The organism is Methylobacillus sp. (assembly GCF_036844465.1).
Classification (GTDB): domain Bacteria; phylum Pseudomonadota; class Gammaproteobacteria; order Burkholderiales; family Methylophilaceae; genus Methylobacillus.
In genome coordinates, this window is record NZ_DAIUFW010000007.1 from 43,558 (window position 1) to 65,705 (window position 22,148).

The window sequence follows — 22,148 nt, forward strand, 5'->3', positions numbered from 1 at the left end:
TCAGCTCTCTTCGCATGCATGGCATTGGCCATGCACAGCCCAGCACAGGCAGATACCATTCAACACACGGTGACGCCAGGAGATAATCTCTACAATCTGGCCGAACATTATCTAGGCACTCCGCATGTCTGGCCTGAGTTACAGGCCATCAATCATCTTGCCAACCCGCACCGGCTACAGCCAGGCACCATCGTGCTGATCCCCAATATCAGCAGCAGCGCCAATGCCAGCTTCGCGTATGGAGAAGTCGCACTGGTAGATGAGGCAGGCAATACTCTCAAGCCTATCGTGCAAGGCGACTCCCTGCCAGAGGGCAGCAGAGTGCGTACTGGCAACAATAGCTACCTTTCCCTGGAGTTTGCTGACGGTACCGTCACGCGCATCCTCTCCAATACCAGTATCCGCCTGGACCGCGTCCGGGAAAACAGCGTAACCAAGCAAAGCCAGCGCATTATTTACCTTGAGCAAGGCAATACGGATATTTCCGTGACGCCAGCAGCAAAACGTACGCCCAATCACTTCAAGGTCATCACACCACAAGCGGTGGCCGCAGTGCGTGGCACGCGCTTTACCGTTAATGCGGACGGCGCATCCGCCACCAGCGTGACGCAAGGCAAGGTGCAAGTGCAACAACCAATAACCGGCAAACGCAAACCAGAAGCCCAGCTCGAAGCCGGACAGGGCATTGCCGTTACTGACGATGGCCTGGGAAAAGTACAAACCCTGCTTGCCGCGCCAGACCTCAGCCAATTGCCCGTCGCCTTCGCTGAGCCGGAATTATTGCAATTCGATTGGCCCGGCCTGGATAACAGCCGCGAATACCAATACCGGATTGCCCAGGATGAAGACATGCAGAAGATTCTGTGGAATGCGTCTTCCAACTCGGCCAGCGCTACCCTGCCCAGCCTGCAGGATGGTGAATACCTGCTTGCCGTCCGCGCGCTGGACCTGCAGGGTATTTCAGGCTACGAAGCCCAGCACCGTTTCACTATCCACAGTCATCCATCCAGTCCCTGGCTACTGTTTCCTCAACCGGAGCAAACCATTGGCAGCAACAGCACATTAAGCTGCACGCCAGTGGCAGGCGCGCAGGCATATCATCTGCAAATCGCCAGCGACTCCGAATTCCAGCAAGTGATCGTGAATGTAGACAACCTGCACCAGTGCCGCTACCAGCTTGATTCACTGGCAGCAGGCAAATACTACTGGCGCGTCGCCAGCCTGGCCAACGATACATCAGGCAACCTGAACCATGGGCCTTACAGCCAGCCAGTCAATATCACGGTCAGCGAAACAGAGAGCGCCAGCACAGCAGCCACACCAGGGCAGGCCTATTGGATCAGTCCGCGGCAGGATACCCGCTATGTCGCGCAAGTCAGCCACAGCACACAATTTGATGCCTTGGTCACGGAACAACAGCTGGACAAGCCCGAAATCGACCTACAAGCCTTGCCCACTGGTCGTTATTATGTCCGCCTTGCCACACTGCTGGGCAATGAGTCCGGTCCGTTCTCCGATGCGCGCATCATCGAGATCGAGCAGCAGGACAATGGAGGATTTGACCGCACCTGGTTTGATAAACCCAAGCCCTGAACCCGGCTACGGTCTGCATGGCATTCTCTCCCTCTTCCGCAGCGTCACCACGCAGCAAGCTTATCTGGCTGTTGATCTCCGGCCTTATCCTTGCGCTGGTAGCGTTACTGTCATACAAGCAAACCCTCACGGTTGCCGATGACCTGATCCAGGATTTCACCATCGCCGTCCAGCAGCACCCCCTGTCCGGCAAGATCATCATTGTTGCAATTGACGATGACAGCATCAATACCTTTGGCCGCTGGCCCTGGCGTCGCAACCTGCATGCGGAGCTGATAAATCGCGTCAGCGAGCAGCATCCCACCGCCATTGGCCTGGATATCCTGCTCAGCGAGCCTGACCTGCAACATACGGAAGACGACCAGCGGCTGGCTGCTGCCATCATGCATAGCAGCGTGGTCACATTGCCTGTGATATTCAGCGAATCCGGCCAGGCAAAATACGTGCAGGCGCCTATCACACTTCTCTCTCGCCAAGCAGCAGGCCTCGGGCATGTGCATCTCAATATCGATAACGACGGCGTGGTACGTTCCGTGCTCATGGAACAGCAAATCGGCAGCATACGTTACCCGCACTTCAGCCTGAGCCTGCTGGAGACAGCAGGACACCTTCCACAAACGATCTCTGCCCCATCCGCGACCCAGTTGATCGCTTATGCAGGCAAGGCAGGATATTTCCCCCGCATTGCCTATCGCGATGTTATCGAGGGCAATATCCCTGACGATATATTCCGCGACAAACTGGTGCTGGTCGGCGCCACCGCTTCCGGCATTGGCGATCAGTATGCCACGCCAGTCTCGGGGGGCGGACAACTGATGCCGGGGGTGGAAATACTGGCCAATATCGTTGAAAGTCATTTGAGCCACCGCTCCCTGGTGGCAGCGTCCCCCTGGCAAGACATGCTGCTCAACCTGGCATTTGTCAGCCTGGCCCTGCTCGGTTTCATGCTGTTGAGTCCGCTCGCCGCCTTGCTGCTTAGTGTTTCATTATTGGTCGGGCTGCTGCTTATCACCTGCGGTATGTCGGTATTTTTTGGTATTCTGCTTGCCCCATCCGCCGGTTGCCTGGGGCTGATGTTGATTTATCCGCTCTGGAGCTGGCACCGGCTCGATACTGCCACCCGCTTTCTCACCACCGAGTTTGAATCCTTCAAGCGAATATTCCCCATGATGTCCACCTCGCAACAGCCAGTCGCCTTCACCGACTTCCTGGACAAACGCATCCATGCCTTGCACGAAGCGAGCCAGCAATTGCAGGGCATGCACCGCTTCATCAGCGACAGTGTCAACGGACTGCCCGACCCGACCCTAGTCTGCGACCCCGGCGGCATCATCCGTATCGCCAACCAGGCTGCCGCGCAATATTTCGATGTCAACTCTGCCGACTTATTGTTGCAGCAACCGATGATTCCTTTGTTACAGGATATTCAGGACAACCAGACCAGCCTACCCGTCGTCGACAATGGCACCATGCAAGCCGGCAGGGAAGTAGAGGCCGAAGCACGTGATGCCGGCCAACGCGATTTGCTCGTCAAATTCACCCCTTGCCAGGATAGCCACGAGCAGCATATCGGCTGGATATTGAGCATTATCGACGTTTCACGGCTCTGGCAGGCGGAGCGCGACCGTGATGAAGCATTCCGCTTTATCGCGCATGATATCCGCGCGCCCTTGTCCTCGATTATCTCCCTGGTGGAACTGCACAAACTGGGCCCAGAAACCAGCGAGAACCGCATCGAGGAGCGCTGGCTGGATCTGATAGAAAAACATGCCGACAACGCTCTGGCGCTGACTGCGGACTTTGTGCAACTCTCCCGCGCAAAATCCGGCCACTACCAATTGCAGGACGCCGAGCTGACAGGTTTGTTGCACGAGGTAGTTGATGATGCGTGGGTGCTCGCCTATTCGCGTGATATCAGCATCACCTTGGACACAACACTGCCCGAAGCCTATGCACGCGTCGACAGACCCTTGTTCAAGCGCGCCATTGCCAATCTGCTCAGCAATGCCATCAAGTTCAGCCCGGATCATTCCACCATTCTTTGCAGCATCCATGCCGAAGACGATCATTGGAATATCTCGGTACAGGATTCCGGCATCGGCATTGCACCAGAAGCCCAGTCGCAATTATTCCAATCATTCAGCCGCGTTCACCAGCAAAGCCATCCGCATATTGAAGGCATAGGTCTCGGGCTGGCTTTCGTCCAGGCAGTCGTCATCCGCCATCAAGGAAAAGTGCGCGTCACTAGCACGCCCGGCCAAGGCAGCCTCTTCAATATTCTTCTTCCCCGGTATTCCTGACCTGCCGCTTTACAGGCCCGCTTGGCGTGAATGTCAACAATTGTCATAGCCCTATGAAAGGCACGAGCCCTCCTGCAAGATAGTTGCAAGTCAAAAACGGATGAATGAAGGGATGCAATGAGTGCCATCCTAAACCAACCAGCTCTTCTCTTGCCGCGATGGATTACTCAGTTACTGATGCTATTGTTGATCACGGTCAGCATGATAACCATGCTGCGCGTTGCACAACCCTGGCCGCAAATATCATTGCTCGCCCCTCTCATGGCAACCATGATTATTCTGGGTACGGGCGCTAGCGTCATTTTTTTGCTGCGACGCTTCCATATACAAAAACAATTCTTCCTAATCCCGTTGGCTGGCACGTATGGAGTCTTTGCACTGGCAGCCATCACCGCCGCATTCTCGTCACACGACTCATCTATCAACCATCTCTCCACCTGGGAAATCTATTCGCAATTCAGCTTTTGCGGCTTCATCATCATTGCCATGCTGTACCACAGGAGTAACGAGGAAACATTGCCGAAACTCAACCGTTTCGGCCTTGGCAAAAACACTCTACCATTCATGCTGACGCCTTTGATCGGCATCATCCTGTATATGTTGGCCATCAATGCCGGTACCCTGTTTGTCGCCATCCTGGGCAATACTTCTGTCGCCAGCGCCCCGCTGGGCTGGGGAAGCTGGGCGATCGCGGCAGCTACATTCGGCATGGTGTTCCTTGCAAGAGGCAATCAAAAATGGCTCACCTTGCTTCTTTCCATCGCTGTCCTGTCGCAGCTTTCCCATATATCCCAATTGTTGGTCGATAACACGCCTTTCAGTGTCACTTGGCATATGGCGCAACTGTTCAGCCTGTTTTCCTCCTGTATCTTGCTCGCCGTGTTGATCCTGCAACTCAGCCAGTTCGCGCGCGACCTTGCCCGCTCACATTCGGAGCTAAGGGAAAAGGCACACAAGGATAGTCTCACCGGTATCTACAATCGCGGCTATTTTGATGAAATGCTGGAAACAGAATGGCACCGCATACAACGTACAGGCAGCCCGATATCCATCCTCATGCTGGATATCGACCATTTCAAGGCCTATAACGATTGGCATGGCCATCTCAAGGGCGACAAATGCCTGCAGAAAATCGCCCAGATCATTCAGGCCAATCTGCAACGCGCCGGGGATTGTGCCGCCCGCTTCGGTGGAGATGAATTTGTGGTGCTATTGCCTTACAGCACCGCCGAAGGCTGCCATGAAATAGCGCAGAAATTGCACCAGGCTATCCAGAAGCTCAAGCTCCCAGCACCTAACCAGGGCAAGATTTCCGTGAGTATTGGCCATGCTACCTGGCTTGGTCATCATGCAACCCGGCCAATCACCGAATTGCTGTCTCAGGCAGACATGGCGCTATATACAGCCAAAAGCCTGGGCAGAAACCGCGTCGTTCGTTATGAGGACCTGGAGCCAGGACCAGCCGCTCCTAGATTGCAATCTTCAGAGATGGTAGCGAGTCATTAGTTTTATGCATGCCTGGGTGGTCCGCCTAATCCCATTAACCCGGTCATGCTTTTTTATTCCACTTCAGGTAGGACGCTAATAAATATCCCGCCTGTATCTGCCATCAAGCGCGAGCTGGGTCAAGGTATCTTCTCCCAAGGTGTCCAGTAACACGGTGTGCACCTCTTGCGCCATGCCATTGGCGCTACCGCAGACATAAATAGCTGCTCGCCGCGCCACCCAGTCCCGCAGCAATTCTGCATGCCGCGCCAGCACATGCTGCACATATTGCTTGTCTGCCTGGTCACGCGAAAATACTACATCCAGCCTTTCGATCAAGCCGCTGGATTGCCATGCCCTGATCTCACTCTCGAAATGGAAATCATGCGCGGCATGACGCTCACCGAACAGCAACCAGTTAGGCGCCTGCGCAGAGATTGCCCGCGCCTTGAGATGCGCCCGCAAACCGGCAATGCCAGTGCCATTGCCGATCAGGATCATAGGATCATGCGCCGCGGGCGGATGAAATGCCGCGTTCTCACGGATACGCAATGCAATATCTCCACCAATTTCCGCATAGCGCGTCAGCCAACCCGAGCCCAATCCCAGCCTGCCATCACCATGGCTTGCCTGACGCACCAGCAGCTCCAAGTGCCCATCACCGGGCAGGGAAGCAATCGAGTATTCCCGGTGCGGCAAGGGTTGCAAGCGCGCCAACAGTTCATCTGGCGGCAAGCCCTGCAATGCCTGCACTTCGTGCTCCCCTTCCGGCAACATGCGTCCCTGCAGGCATTCCAGCAAGGTACGGCCATCCACCAAGGTATCAATACCCATCCCTAACTGCGTCATCCACTGCTCTACTTCATGCCGGAGATGGCGTGGCCCGATCTCGGCAATATCGCCCGCCTGCCATGCAATACCCGCATCATCGCTACGTAATGCAAGATGATAAACCGGTGCGCCCGTGCTGCCTGCGTTCAACTGCTTGCGCATCAGCAAACGCCACACTTGATACTGCGGCGTCTGCCAATCCGCCATGGCCGTGCTGCCTGCCAGCAAACCCAATTGATATTGCCAATGCCGCAAGGCGCCTGCATCACCAGCATCCACCTGGACCAAGTCGAACAGGGGCAATGCATGCACATGCTGCAACCAAGCATCAAGCTGGTGGCCAAAGCCGCAGAAGTTGGCATAACTGCTGTCGCCCAGTGCCAATATGCCGTATTGCAACTGCCTGAGTGAAGCTACCTCCGGCATGGTGCGTTGCACGAACGCTCGCGCATTATCAGGCGCATCGCCCTCGCCCGTGGTACTGACCACGAACAGCGCTCGGCTAACTTTTCCCAACATGGCAGCATTGATATCATCCAGTGCCAGGCAGTATGCACGCATGCCCGCTTCCTGCAAGGAATCCACAGTCCTGAACGCTAGGTCGCGTGCAAAACCGCTCTGACTGGCATATGCGACCAACAAACTGGCCCCATCCAGCACCGTCTCGTTTTTGCCATTGGTGCTTCTCTGCATGGAAGCCATCGCTGTAACACGACGCCGGTGGCGCCTGAAAATCCAGAGACAGAACACGAAATAGGCTGCCAAGACAGCCACAGCGGAAAGATAACGATCGAAAGCAGGATTGTGGATGGCAGCCTGCGCTTCACCCGTCAGCAGCAAGCCGCAGAACCAGCTCAAGACAAGGCCGGGAAGATGCGTCACTGCAACATGTCCTGCAGCTTGGGAGAAGCCTGCTGCACTAATCCTGATGAAGTATTGGCTGTCAACAAGGCAGCAATGTCATGAGTCTGGGCAAATGCCAATCCGCGCTCCAGGCCCATCACCGTCAATGCTGTCGCCAAGGCATCGGCTTCCATGCAGCTTGCAGCCAGCACACTGACAGAAACCGGCGCTTGCGCGACAGGCCAGCCGGTTTGCGGGTCGATAGTATGGGCATAGCGCTGCCCGTGATGTTCGAAATAACGCCGATAGTCACCGGAAGTCGCCACGCCCAGCCCATGCATGGCTACGATATACTCATTCAGATTGGCCGCTTCAGTTGTCCGCTCCAGCGCCACCCACCAAGGCTGTCCATCCGGCTTGATGCCATCGCCGTAGAACTCGCCGCCCACCTCAACCAGGTAATGCTGCAAGCCTAGAACTCGCAATACCTTGGCTACCTGGTCCACGCCAAACCCCTTGGCAATCCCGGAGAAATCGAGTGAAAGCTTGCCCGTCTGTTTCAGTTCACGTCGCGCAGAGTCAAACTGCAGCTTTTTCCAGCCGCTTTCCTGCAAGGCTTGTTGAATACAGGTTTGCGAAGGGGGTAAATCCTGCGCGTCATGTGAACCAAATCCCCACAGATCAACAAGGGCGCCGATGGTAGGATCAAAACAGCCATCCGTCTGCGCTGCCACGGTGAGCGCCTTGGCAAGCACAACGCTAAATTCCGCAGGCAACTGGATTACCGTTCCCGGCTGGGCAAGGTTGAACCGGTTAATCAGCGAATCCTGCAACCAGGTGCTCATTTGCTGCACTACCTGATCCAGCGCTGCTTCTATGGCTGCCGCTACTTTTGCTTCAGCCAGGTCTTGTGTCTGGATATAGCGGACAGACCAGGTCGTACCCATGGTTTGCCCGCTAAGCGCAACAATGCTGCCGCACGGCAATGCGCGCGGCAGATCCGCAAGCTGTTGCGGAATCAACACCTGCCGCATCTTACTGCGGCAACACTTCCAGGGTTAGCACATAGGCCAGGGCGCGCTCCTTGGCGACCTTGGTCTGTACCTTGTTGTCGGCATAATCCGCATCCAGCCAGTACATCCCAGCTTCTGGCAGCTTGATCGTCACCTTGCCATCGGCATCGGTCTTGAGCTTCTGCTCGCCCTTCTGGTCACGATAGCGGGTCTGTCCCTTGATCACTTCCACCTCCACTCCAGCGGTCGGCTTGCCATCTACCAGGAATTGCAATGTCAACGGCTCACCTGCTACCAGGTCGTTGGGGTGCGTGCTGGCGACGACTTCTAACCCGCGCCCGATTGGTTTGAGTTTACTCGGGGAACCTACGGTGACATAGTTCTCCAGACGGTTGGCGATTTCCGACACCTTGAGCTCCTGGGCATTGGCAGGCACCCGTTGATTGAACTCCTCGACAGAGCCCATGAAGCGCTTGGACTGATCGCCTTCCTTCCAGGAAGCCCGCACGCCCTCGCGATAGATGGAAAGGCGATATGTGCCATTCTTCTCAAAATAGGCGTCGAACGTGGTCCTCAGTTCGCCTTTGGTGACATTGGTTGGTTGCACCAGGCTTTCATCAGGGGCAATGATCTGCAAGCTGTCGATCTGCAATGGCCGGTGGTTGAAATGGAACGGGTCGTTGGATACTGCCGCATCAAAGGTCACGAACTGTGGCGCGGACAATACAGTACTGGATGGCAACAGCCAGTAACCATGCGCATGGGCGGCCCCTGCACTCAGGATAGCGGCAATAGCGAGCAAATACTTTACAGGTTTCATATTGGTCAGGACTCCGTTATTTATGTCTAAGGTTTCAGTTCAAGGCTGATAGCGCCCAGTTCAGATTGACCGCTGGCCTTGAGGCTCTCGGCTTTCTGCACCGGCCATTGGAAAGGAATGCGCACCAACTCGCGGTCGCCTTTCTCACGCGCAGCTTCCACCACCAGGCGATATTCGCCAGCAGGTAATTTGCCCAGCGGAGCCTGGCCATCCACAAATGAAAGCGTGTGCTCACCGACTGGCTTGGTCGCGCCGGAAACGCCGTCCATCGGCATATCCAGGTCGCGCCCGCCCTTGCGCCACCATTGGCGCAAGTCCTTGAGCCACTTGGTACCCTTCTCGCTCTTCTCCTTGCTGCTTTGGGCGTACCAGACCGACAAGGTCGTCGCGATATCCTGGTTCGGCGTTTCTACCCAGATGGCGACATAAGGCCGATGATATTCCGCAGCATTGATTCGCGGAACCGTCACCTTCACATCCATCCCGGCAGCATGACTGTTGCTGACAAACATGGCCGCAATCAGGGCTGGAATTACTGCATATCGCATCAAACTCTCCTTAATGTATGAACAGGATCGCCAAGGTCAATGGCACCACCATGCCCAGCCCGACCAAAGGCCAGGTCCAGGGGCGGTTGCCTGCGTGCATATGCAGCAGGCATAAGCCGGTGATCGAGAACACCAGGGCCATGACGGAAAACACATCGAGAAACCAGCTCCAGGCCAGACCCGTATTGCGGCCCTTGTGCAGGTCATTAAAATAGGAAACCCAACCGCGCTCGGTTAACTCGTAATTCAGCTTGCCGCTTTCGCGGTCGATCACTACCCAGGCATCCCCGCCCGGCCTTGGCAGGGAGACATAAACTTCATCGTCCGACCATTCAGCAGCACGGTCGCCAGCTTCAATTCCAAGCGCGCCTGCCATCCAGTCGGCCACCACCTTAGGCAGCGGAGTATTATCGGCATGAACCTGCTGCAACCTGGGCAGCAAAGGTGCGGGCAACTGACCATTCTTCTTGATCACTATCGCCTCGGATTCAAGCTGCCCGGCATTGTTGAGCGTTACCCCTGTCGCAGCAAACAGTAACATGCCAATCAGACAGACGGCGGAACTGATCCAGTGCCAACGATATAAGTGTTTGAGCCAGAAGGACCGTGTGTTTGAAGGTTGCTTGCTTTGCATGTCAACGGATGGAGTTGGCACTAGGTAAAATAAATGAGAATTTGTCTCATTATAGCAAAATCTACCAACGCAACCGCACCAAACTACCGTGCTCGCACGCAAAATAATGTGGGAGTATGTAAAGAAATGTAATGAATACGAGGCAAGTTACCCATGGCTCCGGTATAATCCGGCCTCCGTCCCGCACGCAGCGTTCTGGATGGACATTGAAGAAACAACAGATTGAATATAAAAGGAATTTTTTGGAGAATATTGCCTGATTTGGTGCCGGGGGGGGGACTCGAACCCCCACACCTTGCGGCGGCGGATTTTGAGTCCGCTGCGTCTACCAATTCCGCCACCCCGGCAACAAGGCGTGCATTATAGCAACCCTTATGACAATGCGCACTACTGATTTCGATTTTTTCTTGCCTGACGACCTGATCGCCCAATTTCCCGCCAAGGAACGCAGAGGCAGTCGCCTGTTACATCTCAACGGCAATAACGGCCAGCTCGATGACAGGCTGTTCCTCGACTTGCCTGACCTCGTCCAGCCAGGCGACCTGTTCATCTTCAACGACACACGCGTCATCAAGGCCAGGCTGCATGGCGAAAAGCTCAGCGGCGGCAAGGTAGAGGTTCTCGTCGAGCGCGTTACAGGGCCCTTCGAGGCATTAGCCCATGTCCGCGCTTCCCGCGCGCCCAAGCCCGGCAATATCTTGCGCATTGCGGATGCTTTCGAGGCCGAGATGGTAGGACGCCAGGACGATCTGTTCCATTTGAGAGTCCTGGGTAACATACCGCTGCTGGACTTGCTGGAGGAGCATGGCAGCCTGCCCTTGCCGCCTTATATCACGCATGATGCAGAAAGTGCCGACGAAGAGCGCTACCAAACCGTGTATGCCCGCGAACCAGGCGCCGTAGCCGCTCCCACGGCCGGCCTGCATTTCGACAATGCCATGCTGGACGTGCTAAGAAACCTGGGCATCAATATCGCCTATGTCACCTTGCATGTCGGCGCCGGCACCTTCCAGCCGGTACGCGTAGATAACATCAGCGAGCATAAAATGCATAGCGAGCTCTATTCCGTACCGCAAAGCACCGTGGACCTGATACAACAGACGCAGGCCAACGGGGGCAAGATCACGGCAGTGGGCACGACGGCATTGCGCGCACTAGAAAGCGCCGCGCGGTCCGGAGCCTTGCAGGCAGGACAGGGAGAAACCGATATCTTTATCACGCCGGGTTACCGCTTCCAGGTTGTGGAGCGCCTGCTCACCAACTTCCACCTGCCCAAGAGCACGCTGTTGATGCTGGTTTCCGCATTTGCGGGCGTGGAACACATCCGCACCGCTTACGCCCATGCCGTAGCCGCCCGCTACCGCTTCTTCAGTTATGGGGATGCGATGCTGATTGAGCGGCAAGACTAGGAAGACGCGAAAGACACATATTCATGACACATGCATGTCATGAATATGTCATAATGCGCCAGCACAATGCTGGCTCTTCCAGCGAAAACCATATTCTTGATGAATACCAAAGCGTTACACTCAAGCAATTCCGTCAGTAGTCGCCCAGAGCTGAGCAAGAAGCACAGCCTCATTACCCAAATCCTGTTTTTCGGCACTCTGTTTGCCGGACTATTATTTACCGTTGCCAGCCTGAACCATGATGTCAGCAACTCCGACACTTCTCCCACTACCTGGTTACCCTTCATCCTGCTGGGCGTGGCCCTGCTGATTGCGCTGGGGTTCGAGTTCGTCAATGGCTTCCACGACACCGCCAATGCCGTCGCCACCGTCATCTACACGCACTCCCTGCCTGCCAATCTAGCGGTAGTCTGGTCCGGCTTTTTCAATTTCCTTGGCGTCATGGCTTCCAGCGGCGCCGTGGCGTTCGGCATCATTTCCCTGCTGCCGGTGGAGCTCATCCTGCAAGTCGGCTCCGCCGCCGGCTTCGCCATGGTGTTCTCCTTACTCATCGCGGCCATCCTCTGGAACCTGGGCACCTGGCTCCTGGGCCTACCGGCCTCCTCATCGCACACCCTGATCGGCTCCATCATCGGTGTCGGCGTCGCCAATGCCTTGATGCATGGCCGCGACGGCACCAGCGGCGTGGACTGGTCACAGGCCAGCAAGGTGGGATACTCCCTGCTGCTTTCGCCCCTGGTCGGCTTCATTGCCGCGGCGCTGGTGCTGCTCGCGCTGCGCACCATCGTCAAGAACCGTGAGCTTTTCCGTGAACCCAAAGGCAACAAGCCGCCGCCAGCCTGGATCAGGGGTATCCTCATCCTGACCTGTACCGGCGTTTCGTTCGCACACGGTTCCAATGACGGGCAGAAGGGCATGGGTCTCATCATGCTGATCCTGGTGGGTACCGTTCCCATGGCGTATGCCCTGAACCGTGCCATGCCTGCCGATCAGGCAGTCCAGTTTGCCGCAGTAGCGCAGGTCACCCAGGTATCGCTCCAGAATACCGCTCCCGGGGCTGCGCCGGACAAGCCGCTGCAAACCCTTTCCGTCTATATCCGCACCAAGGAAGTAACTCCTGAACTCCTGCCCGCACTGGCCGCAGTCACCGGTAGCATCGGGGAGCAAGTCAAAGGCTACGGCAGCCTGGCCAAGGTACCTGCAGACGCGGTTGCCAACGTGCGTAACGACATGTACCTGACTTCAGAAGCCATCCGCCTGATCGACAAGAACCCCGAGGCGGTGCATTTGGATGCCGATACCAAGGCCAACCTCATGGCCTTCAAGAAGGAAATCGACAAGGCTACCAAGTTCATCCCACTCTGGGTGAAGATTGCGGTTGCAATCGCACTAGGGCTGGGCACCATGGTGGGCTGGAAGCGTATCGTGGTCACCGTAGGCGAGCGCATCGGCAAGACCCACCTCACTTATGCACAGGGTGCTTCTGCGGAGACAGTAGCCATGCTGACCATCGGCGCTGCCGATCTGTATGGCCTGCCAGTCTCAACCACCCAGGTATTATCCTCCGGGGTGGCAGGCACCATGGCCGCCAACCGCTCTGGGTTGCAAATGGCAACCATCCGCAACCTGCTGATGGCCTGGGTGTTGACCCTGCCCATGGCTATGCTGCTATCCGGCTCGCTTTACTGGCTCTTCTCGCAGTTCATCTAACTCTTCAAGACCATCTTATCTGGCTCTCTGCTGACAACCCCAGTTGATCGGCAATCCACAAGGCGGCCTGCTGGTTGCCATCTGGAATCACCGGGACAAGCCTTGTTCCATGCAGCAGCTTTAATACTGCATCAGCAAAATCACCGGATAACAGCTTGTCCGTATCCACCTGTTCACAACGTCCATGCAACCGCAACCAGGAGACGAGGCAATCCTGCTCGGGCCAGCCATCACGCGGCACATAGAGTACCGGCACCCCATGACAAGCCGCCTCGACAAACGTGCCATAGCCAGGCTTGGTCAGCACTATATCGCTACTCGCCAGCAAGGTAGAGAAATTCAACGGCAAGGATTCCAGCGCATGAAAATCTGCTCGCTGCCCATCTTGTATCCATGCCTGCGGCAAGAGCCAATGCACATTCGGTAAGGCCGGAAAACCGGCAGGGTTGATCTCGGTGCTGATCCCACCCATGCCTACCAGTATCAACCTTGTGCCTTTTGACAATCCCAGGGTTTGATCGATCACTGTGCGGTTTTCCTGCACAATATCCGCTACCGGCCCAACCTCATAGCAATGCAGCCATGGCATTGCCATGGAAGGCTCTATACGCAGAAAACCGCGCGCGCTGGCATAAGCGTTGCGCACCTGCTGCTGCACTTTGTCCAGCATTGGCTCATTTGCATAATATTGCAGAATATCCGCCCAATTGAGCGAACACATCGCCAAGGCAGGAATATTGAGTTGAAATGCCGCCGCCAGCGGTAAATAGGCGACATTGCTGAGTATCGCGTCAGGTTGTAGCGCATCTATCCAGGCCGCTTCTGTCTCCACCGACATTTCCCAGTTTCCATGGAAATCAAGATAGGCCGCAACACTGCCTGCCACATCCACTTCCAGCGCCGATTGCATCAACATGCCGAAATCAGCACGCCGATATTCATAAATAAAGGGAACCACGATACGGGAACGCAGAAACTGTTCGTTGACGGCACTGGCAATGATCAATTCCAGCGCAGGTAGATCCTGCAACAATTGATTGAGCACAGGCGCCACCTGCGTCACATGTCCGTAGCCATGACCCGAGATATAGACAAGCAGGCGCTGCCTGCGGGAAGATGCAGTCACAACTGCCGCCTAATTGAGCGCTGCTGCCGTGACTGGCGCAATGACTGGCTGATAGGTCCAGGATTTGCGCCAGGCATTGACCACAAGATTGGGATATTCCGGCTTGCCCAGGCTGCCATTGTAGCGACCCAAGGCGCGGAACAGGTCGCCCTGCTCGATATCTAGATAATGCCGCAGGATGGTGCAACCGTAGCGCAGGTTAAGACGCATATGGAACAGGTTATGGTCGTTCACGCCGATCGCCTTGACCCAGAACGGCATGACCTGCATGTAGCCGCGCGCGCCCACGGACGACACCGCATATTTCTTGAACGCGCTTTCCACATGGATCAGCGCCAGCACCAGTTGAGGGTCAAGTCCAGCCCGCATGGCCTCGTAATGCACGGTACGCAGAAAATCCTCGCGCATCTGCATGTCGGGAATGCGCTTTTGCAATCGCCTGGACATGGCTTGCAGCCATGCCTGCCCTTCCTCTTCGCTGGCAAACACCAGCCGGGGAGCAGCGCTGTCGCTGATGGAGCGCTGCATTAAGGCACGCACGCTGTTGGACAATGGCTCCTCGCGCTGCCCGCCTGCCATGCTGCCTGCGCTGACGCAGAGCAGTACCATGGCAGCCAGCACAGGGAGCCAGCGCATTACACCGTTTCCCGGATTACACGCACGATGTCGGCCAGCGCCACTGTCTCGGCACTAGCAGCAGTACGTGCCTGGTATTCGACCTGACCTTCCTTCAAGCTGCGGTCGCCGATGACGATACGGCGCGGAATACCAATTAGTTCCAGGTCGGCAAACATCACACCTGGGCGTTCGCCGCGGTCGTCCAGCAGTACATCGACCCCGGCTGCCTGCAGCTCCGCGTATAGCTGATGGGCCGCTGCCTGCACGGCTTCGCTCTTGTCATAGCCAATCGGCGCAATCGCCACGGCAAAAGGCGCCATGGCGGACGGAAAAATAATGCCGCGTTCGTCGTTGCCCTGCTCAATCGCCGCGCCGACGATGCGGGACACGCCGATACCGTAACAGCCCATTTCCATGACCTGTTTCTGGCCGTTTTCATCCAGATAGGCCGCATCCATGGCTTGCGCATATTTGGTGCGTAATTGGAAGATATGCCCGACCTCGATGCCGCGGCACAGGCTGATCACACCCTTGCCGTCCGGGCTGGGGTCGCCTTCCACCACGTTGCGGATATCATCTACCGCCACAGGCTCGGGCAGGTCGCGGCCAAAGTTGACGCCAGCCAGGTGGAACTTAGGCTTATTCGCGCCGCAAACGAAATCACTCATGACGGCGACACTACGGTCGGCCACCACCTTGACCTTGTCCGACACCCCTACAGGGCCAATGAAGCCTGGCGGACAATTGAGATGGTCGCGGATTTCCTGCTCGGTGGCGAAACGGAAATTTTCCAGCCCCGCCACCTTGGCAGCCTTGATCTCATTCAGCGCATGGTCGCCGCGCAGCAGCAGCAGGTAGAACTGAGTACTGCCATCTGGCTGCGTTGCCATAACCGCGATGGATTTCACGGTCTGTTGCAGGGTGATACCCAGCAAGGCCGCCACATCCTCGCAACTGGTTTGCTTTGGCGTATCCACCTCGCGCATGGCTTCGCTGGCTGCGTCCCTCGGCGTGGCAGGCGCCAATGCTTCTGCCAACTCCACGTTGGCGGCAAAGTCTGAGTTTTCGCAATAGGCCAGTGCATCCTCGCCGGAATCCGCCAGCACATGGAACTCATGCGAACCGTCGCCGCCAATCGCGCCGGTATCGGCACGCACAGCGCGGAATTTCAGGCCCAGGCGATTGAAGACATTGCTGTAGGCCTGGTACATGGTGTCATAGGTCTGCTGCAATGATTCCAGGCTGGTATGGAAAGAATAGGCATCCTTCATCATGAATTCACGCGCGCGCATCACGCCAAAACGCGGACGTATTTCGTCGCGGAACTTGGTCTGGATCTGGTAAAAATTCAGCGGCAACTGCTTGTAGGAGCGAATTTCGCGGCGCGCAATGTCAGTGATCACTTCCTCATGCGTGGGGCCAAAACAGAAATCGCGCTCATGCCTATCCTTGATTTTCAGCATCTGCGGGCCGAACACCGCCCAACGTCCGGTTTCTTCCCATAGCTCCTTGGGCTGTACGGCAGGCATGAGCAGTTCCAGCGCACCAGCACGGTTCATTTCCTCACGCACGATGGCTTCCACCTTGCGCAATACGCGCAGGCCCAGTGGCATCCAGGTATACAGGCCAGCGCCCAGACGTTTGATCATGCCGGCGCGCAGCATGAGCTTGTGGCTCGGTAGTTCGGCTTCCTGCGGGGCTTCTTTTTGTGTTGCTATGAAAAATTGTGACGCGCGCATGTAGTAGCTTCTTTAAGAATGACGAATGCAGCGGATTTTATCGGGAAACGCGCCCTGCGTCAGCCGTCACACCTTGCCGACCAGCTGATATAGCTTGTCGCGTAAAGCCGCAAACTCAGGCTCCAGATCAATGACGTAATAATTTGCGGAGTGGCCGAAGCTCAAGTTGACCGCATAGCCGAGGGCAATGGGGCGCGTAGGGAAAGGTCCGCGTGCCACGATACCCCGCGTCAGGCTGCCTGACACCAATATCACGCGTGACAACGGGGGAATATCGCCATATTGGGAGGCATTGGAGGAAGGCGTGAGGTCCACGAACTGATAGAACAGCTTTTTTACGTTATCTGTCTCCAGACTGTCCAGATTCTCCATATATTCCTCGATGGCAGCCTGGTCTTCATCATCAAAAACACCCACCAGCCGCATTCCCTGAATGACGTTTCCTCTAAATAAGGCTTTCATTTCATTACCTTTCCCCGATATGGTATCTATTGATATAACGGCATGCCGCTAATAAAACTGAAAATATGAATCCTGTCTTGAGTGCCAGTGACACCCTGTCACTCAAGATGAATGCGAGCAAAAAATGTTCCAGTTGTTTTGCAGAGCCTTGCGCACAATTACAGCAAACTGTTATACCCTTGTGACTAACTGGCTCAATTGCTGTTCAGGCAGATAGCAAACCGTATCTGTCCATTTGTTCAACATCGTTATAGATTGCCGTTTCACCATGACAACACTGACCTCCACAGAATGGGCAGCCTGGGTACAGGCCATCGGCTCGATTATTGCCATCTTTGCCGCCATTGGTATTTCTGCCTGGCAGAATTACGTGGATACGCGCCGCCGCAGCATGGAGCAACGTGGATATTCCAAGCGGCTGATGTCAGTCACCCATAAGCTGGCTTACGATATTTACCTGACACTGCACAACATTGAGCAATTGCGTAGCAATCCATTAAAAAACGAAACGCGCCAGATGCGCGACTTCAACCGCAGCAAACTGGGCCGCTTGGAACAGGCACTGCATGCCATCCCGCTGCATAACCTCGGCACCATCACCGCCGTGGAGCAGGTCATGCTCATCTTTTCGCAAATTGAAGCAGCCAACACCCTGCTGGCCCCGGAACCTGCCGATATGAAGCACCATATCGACCATGTGCCATGCAGTGAGATCTATGGCCGCGCCTGGCGGCCCATCGTGGAAGCCTGCCGCGTGGCCAGCTACACCCTGCGCGGCGAAGTGCTCAACTATACCTGAGGATTCGCGTCCCAAGCCAATGCAGGTCAAAGCACGATAGGCTTGTTGGGTAATTCGTTCTTGTCCTCCGGCGTAGCCGGATAATATTGCTGCAAGGACTTGCCGATTTCGCTGATCGCATCAATCACGCCTTCTTCGAACTGCCCCTGGCGGAACCTAGACTGCATGGTACGGCAGATATGTTCCCAACCATGCTGTCCCAGATGATGGTTGATGCCACGATCGGCAAGAATTTCAACATCATGATCCGCCATCAACAAGTAGATCAGTACGCCGTTATTCTGTTCTGTATCCCAGATACCCAATTGCGAAAACAGGGCAATCGCCCTGTCTCGCGGCGATATACCTTGCAGGATAGCCAGTGGATGCAGATCACCCTCCACCACGAAACGGATTTCTCCATCATGGGTTTTCTCGCTGGCGGCAATCGCCTGCTCGATGCGGTGCAATGCCGCCTTGGGAAAATGCCGCCGTACATGCCATGGTGTATTGAACACGTGAGCCAGCAAGCGCATCAAGGTATTCCGTTTTTTCATCGCTTACCAATCGCCTGAGGCGCCTCCTCCACCAAAACTGCCACCGCCGCCGGAGAATCCACCGCCTCCCCAGCCACCACGGCCGCCACCAAAACCTCCACCACCATAACCGCCCATCGGGACAGCACCCATGGCTGACCCCACCATGGTAATGAAGAAAGCGACAAAACCCAGTGCGGCAGCAAACAGCAAACCGCCGCCAAACAGCATGACCGCGCCACCGACCAGACCGCCATTGAGGGTACTACCAAGAAAATTACCGAATATGGAACGCAGGATGCCGCCCAGGATCAGGCCGCCAAACAGCAACAATGGCAGCATTTCGCTAAATCCGGCCTCTTGCGAACCTCCCTGGCGCTGCGGCGGCGCTGGCAAGCCCTCACCGGAAATCAAGCGAGTAAGGTAGCCAATCGCCGCATCAATGCCGCCATAGAAATCCCCTTGCTTGAACGCAGGTGCCATCACATCAGACACAATACGTTTGGCAATCACGTCAGGAATCGCCCCTTCGAGGCCATAGCCTACCTCGATGCGCATTTTGCGATCATCTTTCGCCACCAACACCAGCACGCCGTCGTCCACCTTGCCGCGTCCGAGCTTCCATGCTTCCACCACGCGCAGGGAATATTGTTCTATCGTCTCGGGCGCCGTAGTAGGCACGAGCAGCACGGCAATCTGGCTGCCTTTTGCTTGCTCGAACTGCATGAGTTTTTGCTCAAGCGCAGCCTGCTCCTGCTGGCTCAGCGTACCGGTCAGATCCGTCACTCTGGCAGTGAGTTGCGGCACGGCTACTTCATCCGCCTGCGCCAGGCTGGCGATTGCCAGCCATAGCCAGAGCAGGGGCGTCAACAGAGCAGCATATGATGGCTTGTTGAGAAGATTCAAACCGTTGTCCAATTACTTATCAAAACTGACGGTAGGCGCTTTGGAAATCTCGCTCTCGTTTTCTACCGAGAAGTTTGGTTTTGGATTGTAGCCAAACATCTTGGCCGTCATATTGTTAGGGAATTGACGAACGGCAGTGTTATAAGCCTGCACGGATTTAATGTAGCGGTTGCGCGCCACGGTGACACGGTTTTCCGTGCCTTCCAGTTGCGCCTGCAAATCGCGGAAATTAGCGTCAGCCTTGAGCTGGGGATAGTTTTCCGCCACCGCCATCAAACGTGACAAGGCAGAGGTCATCTGTCCCTGCGCGGCCTGGAAGCGGGCAAATGCCTGTTCGTCATTCAATAGTTCAGGTGTAGCCTGGATGCTGCCTACACGGGAACGTGCATCTGCCACTTCAGTAAGTACTTCCTTCTCGTGAGATGCATAACCCTTCACGGTATTCACCAAGTTGGGCACTAGATCAGCACGGCGCTGGTACTGGTTCAACACCTCGGACCAGTCTGCCTTGACCTGCTCATCCAGGCTCTGGAACGTGTTATATCCACAACCGCTCAAGGTCAGCACCATCAGCACGGCAACCAGCTTCAGCCAGATTTTCTGCATGTTCAATTTCTCCATTTCAAGTATGTATCCACTTCATTCAAATTCTGTAGCAGCAGCTACTGCCCAGATGGGGCCGCAACCGCTGACTGCAAGCCTTGCATGGTTTCCCGCGCAAAGCACAAATCATCCCAAGCCTTGGCCTTGTCAGGCATATTGCGCAACAGGTAGGCAGGATGGTAGGTCACAACCACCGGCACACCGTGAAAATCATGCAACTTGCCACGCAGGCCTGCAATGCTTTTATCACTGGAAAGCAATGACTGCGCCGCAAACTTGCCCAACGCCACAATCAGTTTAGGCTGGATCAGCTCCACCTGCCGCTTGAGGTAAAGATCGCATTTCACCACTTCTTCACCGTGCGGGTCGCGGTTCGCAGGCGGGCGGCATTTCAGCACATTGGCTATATAGACATTCTCGCCACGTTTGAGTTTGATCGCGGCCAGCATATTATCGAGCAGTTTTCCGGCTGGCCCGACGAACGGTTCTCCACGCCTGTCCTCCTCCACTCCTGGCGCTTCGCCGATAAACAGCCATTCCGCCTGCGGATCGCCCACGCCGAACACCGCCTGGGTACGCGTGGCATGCAAGCTGCATGCGTTACATTCTTGCACGGTGGCTTGCAACGCCTGCCAGTCCAACGCCATAATTTCCGTGCGCCTGTCCTTGACTGGCGTGTCCACTTGCTCCGCATTCGCCCAATCAGGCCCGACGCTGGCGGCGTACTCCTCCCATACAGGCATATTTTCAGTGTCATATATCGGCGGCTCATCCATGCTGGCGGCCTCCGCTGGCGCATCATCCGTTTCCTGGCTTGCAGGTGCAGTGACAGTAGCTTCTTCAACCGCAACTACAGGGACTAACTCAATTGGTTGCGCAGCCTCAGGTTCAATCAGCCCGATTGCAGGTTCAGCCAATACTGGCTTGATTTCCACTTCTGTCTTGGCAGGCACTGGCGGCACACGCAGCTTCCAGATCGGCAGCAGCTCCAGTTCCCGCAGCATATCCTCACGGGTCAGGCTCATTTCCACTCCATCACAGCGAAGCTCCCATCAGTACGGCATCCTCACGGCCATTGAGCGCAGGGTAATAGCCGCGCCGGACCGCCATTTCATTGAATCCCATGCTTTCATACAGCCCGAGCGCAGACTGGTTGGAAGGTCGCACCTCCAAAAACATATTCAGCGCTCCGCGTTCGCGCGCGATATCCATCATGTGCGCCAATAACTGGCGGCCATGCCCCTTGCCTTGCCAGGGTGCGGCAATGCTGATATTGAGCAGGTGCGCCTCATCCAGCACCAGCATGAGCACGGCATAGCCTAGTATCTGCGCCTGTTGTTCGTAGACCCAGCATTCGTAGCCAGATTTCAGGGAATCATTGAAATTACCCCGGCTCCAGGGGTAAGGAAAAATAGTCGGCTCGATACGCGCCACTTCATCCAGGTCGCTCTCCTGCATAGGCCTGAAACTGGCCTGTGCCTGCAATACCGCATTCATTGGCTGGCTGTCCTGGCTTCGCGTTCGCGTATGGTCATGGCAACCTTGTTGCGGATATAGATAGGTGCGGCCTCGCTGGCCGGTCGCCCCCGCCCTACCATAAAGCTCGGCAGCGCCAGTCGCGCGATAGCGGCAGCCTGTGGAAATACGTCCGGCAACCGATTGTTTACTTGTTCCGCATAGATTTGATCCAGCGCTGCGCCATATGCCCGCCAGCCGCTGCCAGCCGCTGTCCAGCCTGTACCGGGAATCATAGGCACATCCGTCGGCGCATAGAGGCCAGGCGCTACCACTTCCTCCCAGCAGCCTGTTGCGGTTTTCTCGTAAGCAGCGTGATAAACCTCGCTCATGCGCGCATCCAAACAGGCCACCACTTTATCTGCACCGGGCACATCCTCTGCCAATGCCAGCAAGGTGCTGACGCCAAGCACCGGAAGATCTGCGCCGAAAGCCAGCCCCTGCGCCACGCCGCAACCGATGCGCAAGCCGGTGAAGGAGCCCGGCCCGGCACCGAAGGCAATTCCGTCGAGATCGTTCAGTTCCACGCCTGCCTCATCCAGCAGCTCGCGCAGTAAGGGCAGGATGCGCTGCGAGTGCGTCTGGCCTGCCAGCAGCCCGCGTGAAATTACCTTGCCGTCCAGCAACAAGGCAAGCGAAAGGTATTCGGTAGAGGTATCGAGGGCGAGGAGTTTCATGC

The 22,148-nt window shown here is 56.1% G+C and carries 21 protein-coding genes and 1 tRNA gene; 6 read left to right on the top strand and 16 right to left on the bottom strand.

All coding sequences use genetic code 11. From position 1 onward, the window contains the following. Window positions 1–30 precede the first annotated feature (30 nt). The 3 genes from V7Z75_RS10235 to V7Z75_RS10245 all read left to right on the top strand — a co-directional run bounded on the left by V7Z75_RS10235 (window position 31) and on the right by V7Z75_RS10245 (window position 5,399). Window positions 31–1,593 carry a FecR family protein gene (locus V7Z75_RS10235; RefSeq protein WP_334108528.1) on the top strand — a complete coding sequence of 521 codons (1,563 nt, stop codon included), beginning with the start codon at window positions 31–33 and terminating at the stop codon, window positions 1,591–1,593. Window positions 1,594–1,610: 17 nt separating this feature from the next. Next, on the top strand, window positions 1,611–3,893 hold the full coding sequence (locus V7Z75_RS10240; protein ID WP_334108529.1) for a CHASE2 domain-containing protein: 2,283 nt from the start codon (window positions 1,611–1,613) through the stop codon (window positions 3,891–3,893). Window positions 3,894–4,070: 177 nt separating this feature from the next. Beyond that, window positions 4,071–5,399, top strand: a complete 1,329-nt coding sequence (locus V7Z75_RS10245; RefSeq protein WP_334108530.1) for a GGDEF domain-containing protein — start codon at window positions 4,071–4,073, stop codon at window positions 5,397–5,399. 75 nt (window positions 5,400–5,474) lie between these two features. Here V7Z75_RS10245 and V7Z75_RS10250 read toward each other — a convergent pair whose 3' ends face one another. The 6 genes from V7Z75_RS10250 to V7Z75_RS10275 all read right to left on the bottom strand — a co-directional run bounded on the left by V7Z75_RS10250 (window position 5,475) and on the right by V7Z75_RS10275 (window position 10,414). Then, window positions 5,475–7,091, bottom strand: a complete 1,617-nt coding sequence (locus V7Z75_RS10250) for a sulfite reductase subunit alpha (RefSeq protein ID WP_334108531.1) — start codon at window positions 7,089–7,091, stop codon at window positions 5,475–5,477. Continuing rightward, on the bottom strand, window positions 7,088–8,086 hold the full coding sequence (locus tag V7Z75_RS10255; protein WP_334108532.1) for an FAD:protein FMN transferase: 999 nt from the start codon (window positions 8,084–8,086) through the stop codon (window positions 7,088–7,090). Before V7Z75_RS10255 ends, V7Z75_RS10250 begins: the two co-directional genes overlap by 4 nt. Before the next feature lies 1 nt (window position 8,087). Beyond that, window positions 8,088–8,885, bottom strand: a complete 798-nt coding sequence (locus V7Z75_RS10260) for a DUF4198 domain-containing protein (protein ID WP_334108533.1) — start codon at window positions 8,883–8,885, stop codon at window positions 8,088–8,090. Between the two features lie 26 nt (window positions 8,886–8,911). Continuing rightward, window positions 8,912–9,433: a DUF2271 domain-containing protein gene (locus tag V7Z75_RS10265; RefSeq protein ID WP_334108534.1), complete on the bottom strand. Its 522-nt coding sequence runs from the start codon at window positions 9,431–9,433 to the stop codon at window positions 8,912–8,914. A 10-nt stretch (window positions 9,434–9,443) separates the two neighbouring features. Next, on the bottom strand, window positions 9,444–10,067 hold the full coding sequence (locus V7Z75_RS10270; RefSeq protein ID WP_334108535.1) for a PepSY-associated TM helix domain-containing protein: 624 nt from the start codon (window positions 10,065–10,067) through the stop codon (window positions 9,444–9,446). Window positions 10,068–10,329: 262 nt separating this feature from the next. Beyond that, a tRNA-Leu gene (locus V7Z75_RS10275) sits at window positions 10,330–10,414 on the bottom strand. 33 nt (window positions 10,415–10,447) lie between these two features. Between V7Z75_RS10275 and queA the strand changes: the two genes are divergently transcribed. Then, entirely contained in the window at window positions 10,448–11,476 is a 1,029-nt protein-coding gene (gene queA / locus V7Z75_RS10280) for a tRNA preQ1(34) S-adenosylmethionine ribosyltransferase-isomerase QueA (RefSeq protein WP_334108737.1), read from the top strand. 99 nt (window positions 11,477–11,575) lie between these two features. Beyond that, window positions 11,576–13,186: an inorganic phosphate transporter gene (locus V7Z75_RS10285; RefSeq protein WP_334108738.1), complete on the top strand. Its 1,611-nt coding sequence runs from the start codon at window positions 11,576–11,578 to the stop codon at window positions 13,184–13,186. A gap of 4 nt (window positions 13,187–13,190) precedes the next feature. Here the strand turns inward: V7Z75_RS10285 and V7Z75_RS10290 are convergent, their stop codons facing one another. The 4 genes from V7Z75_RS10290 to V7Z75_RS10305 form a co-directional block, all read right to left on the bottom strand. Then, window positions 13,191–14,312 carry a hypothetical protein gene (locus V7Z75_RS10290; protein ID WP_334108536.1) on the bottom strand — a complete coding sequence of 374 codons (1,122 nt, stop codon included), beginning with the start codon at window positions 14,310–14,312 and terminating at the stop codon, window positions 13,191–13,193. Window positions 14,313–14,321: 9 nt separating this feature from the next. Then, a complete protein-coding gene (locus tag V7Z75_RS10295; protein ID WP_334108537.1) occupies window positions 14,322–14,948 on the bottom strand; it encodes a lytic transglycosylase domain-containing protein in 627 nt (208 codons plus the stop codon). Then, the gene (locus V7Z75_RS10300) at window positions 14,948–16,669 is read right to left on the bottom strand and encodes a proline--tRNA ligase (RefSeq protein WP_334108538.1); all 1,722 of its coding nucleotides are present in this window, start codon (window positions 16,667–16,669) and stop codon (window positions 14,948–14,950) included. Before V7Z75_RS10300 ends, V7Z75_RS10295 begins: the two co-directional genes overlap by 1 nt. 66 nt (window positions 16,670–16,735) lie before the next feature. Continuing rightward, window positions 16,736–17,131, bottom strand: a complete 396-nt coding sequence (locus V7Z75_RS10305; RefSeq protein WP_334108539.1) for a hypothetical protein — start codon at window positions 17,129–17,131, stop codon at window positions 16,736–16,738. 268 nt (window positions 17,132–17,399) lie between these two features. Between V7Z75_RS10305 and V7Z75_RS10310 the strand changes: the two genes are divergently transcribed. Beyond that, window positions 17,400–17,930 (top strand): hypothetical protein, encoded by a 531-nt coding sequence (locus V7Z75_RS10310; protein ID WP_334108540.1) that lies wholly within the window; start codon window positions 17,400–17,402, stop codon window positions 17,928–17,930. A gap of 26 nt (window positions 17,931–17,956) precedes the next feature. Here V7Z75_RS10310 and V7Z75_RS10315 read toward each other — a convergent pair whose 3' ends face one another. The 6 genes from V7Z75_RS10315 to tsaB are packed head-to-tail and all read right to left on the bottom strand — an operon-like array spanning window position 17,957 to window position 22,146. After that, window positions 17,957–18,466: a TPM domain-containing protein gene (locus V7Z75_RS10315; RefSeq protein ID WP_334108541.1), complete on the bottom strand. Its 510-nt coding sequence runs from the start codon at window positions 18,464–18,466 to the stop codon at window positions 17,957–17,959. A 3-nt stretch (window positions 18,467–18,469) separates the two neighbouring features. After that, window positions 18,470–19,351 (bottom strand): TPM domain-containing protein, encoded by an 882-nt coding sequence (locus tag V7Z75_RS10320; RefSeq protein WP_334108542.1) that lies wholly within the window; start codon window positions 19,349–19,351, stop codon window positions 18,470–18,472. Window positions 19,352–19,363: 12 nt separating this feature from the next. Then, entirely contained in the window at window positions 19,364–19,957 is a 594-nt protein-coding gene (locus V7Z75_RS10325; RefSeq protein ID WP_334108543.1) for a LemA family protein, read from the bottom strand. A 56-nt stretch (window positions 19,958–20,013) separates the two neighbouring features. Then, complete coding sequence (locus V7Z75_RS10330) at window positions 20,014–20,979, bottom strand: uracil-DNA glycosylase (protein WP_334108544.1); 966 nt, start codon at window positions 20,977–20,979, stop codon at window positions 20,014–20,016. 10 nt (window positions 20,980–20,989) lie between these two features. After that, a complete protein-coding gene (gene rimI, locus V7Z75_RS10335) occupies window positions 20,990–21,451 on the bottom strand; it encodes a ribosomal protein S18-alanine N-acetyltransferase (RefSeq protein WP_334108545.1) in 462 nt (153 codons plus the stop codon). Beyond that, the gene (gene tsaB / locus V7Z75_RS10340) at window positions 21,448–22,146 is read right to left on the bottom strand and encodes a tRNA (adenosine(37)-N6)-threonylcarbamoyltransferase complex dimerization subunit type 1 TsaB (protein WP_334108546.1); all 699 of its coding nucleotides are present in this window, start codon (window positions 22,144–22,146) and stop codon (window positions 21,448–21,450) included. Before tsaB ends, rimI begins: the two co-directional genes overlap by 4 nt. Window positions 22,147–22,148 lie beyond the last annotated feature (2 nt).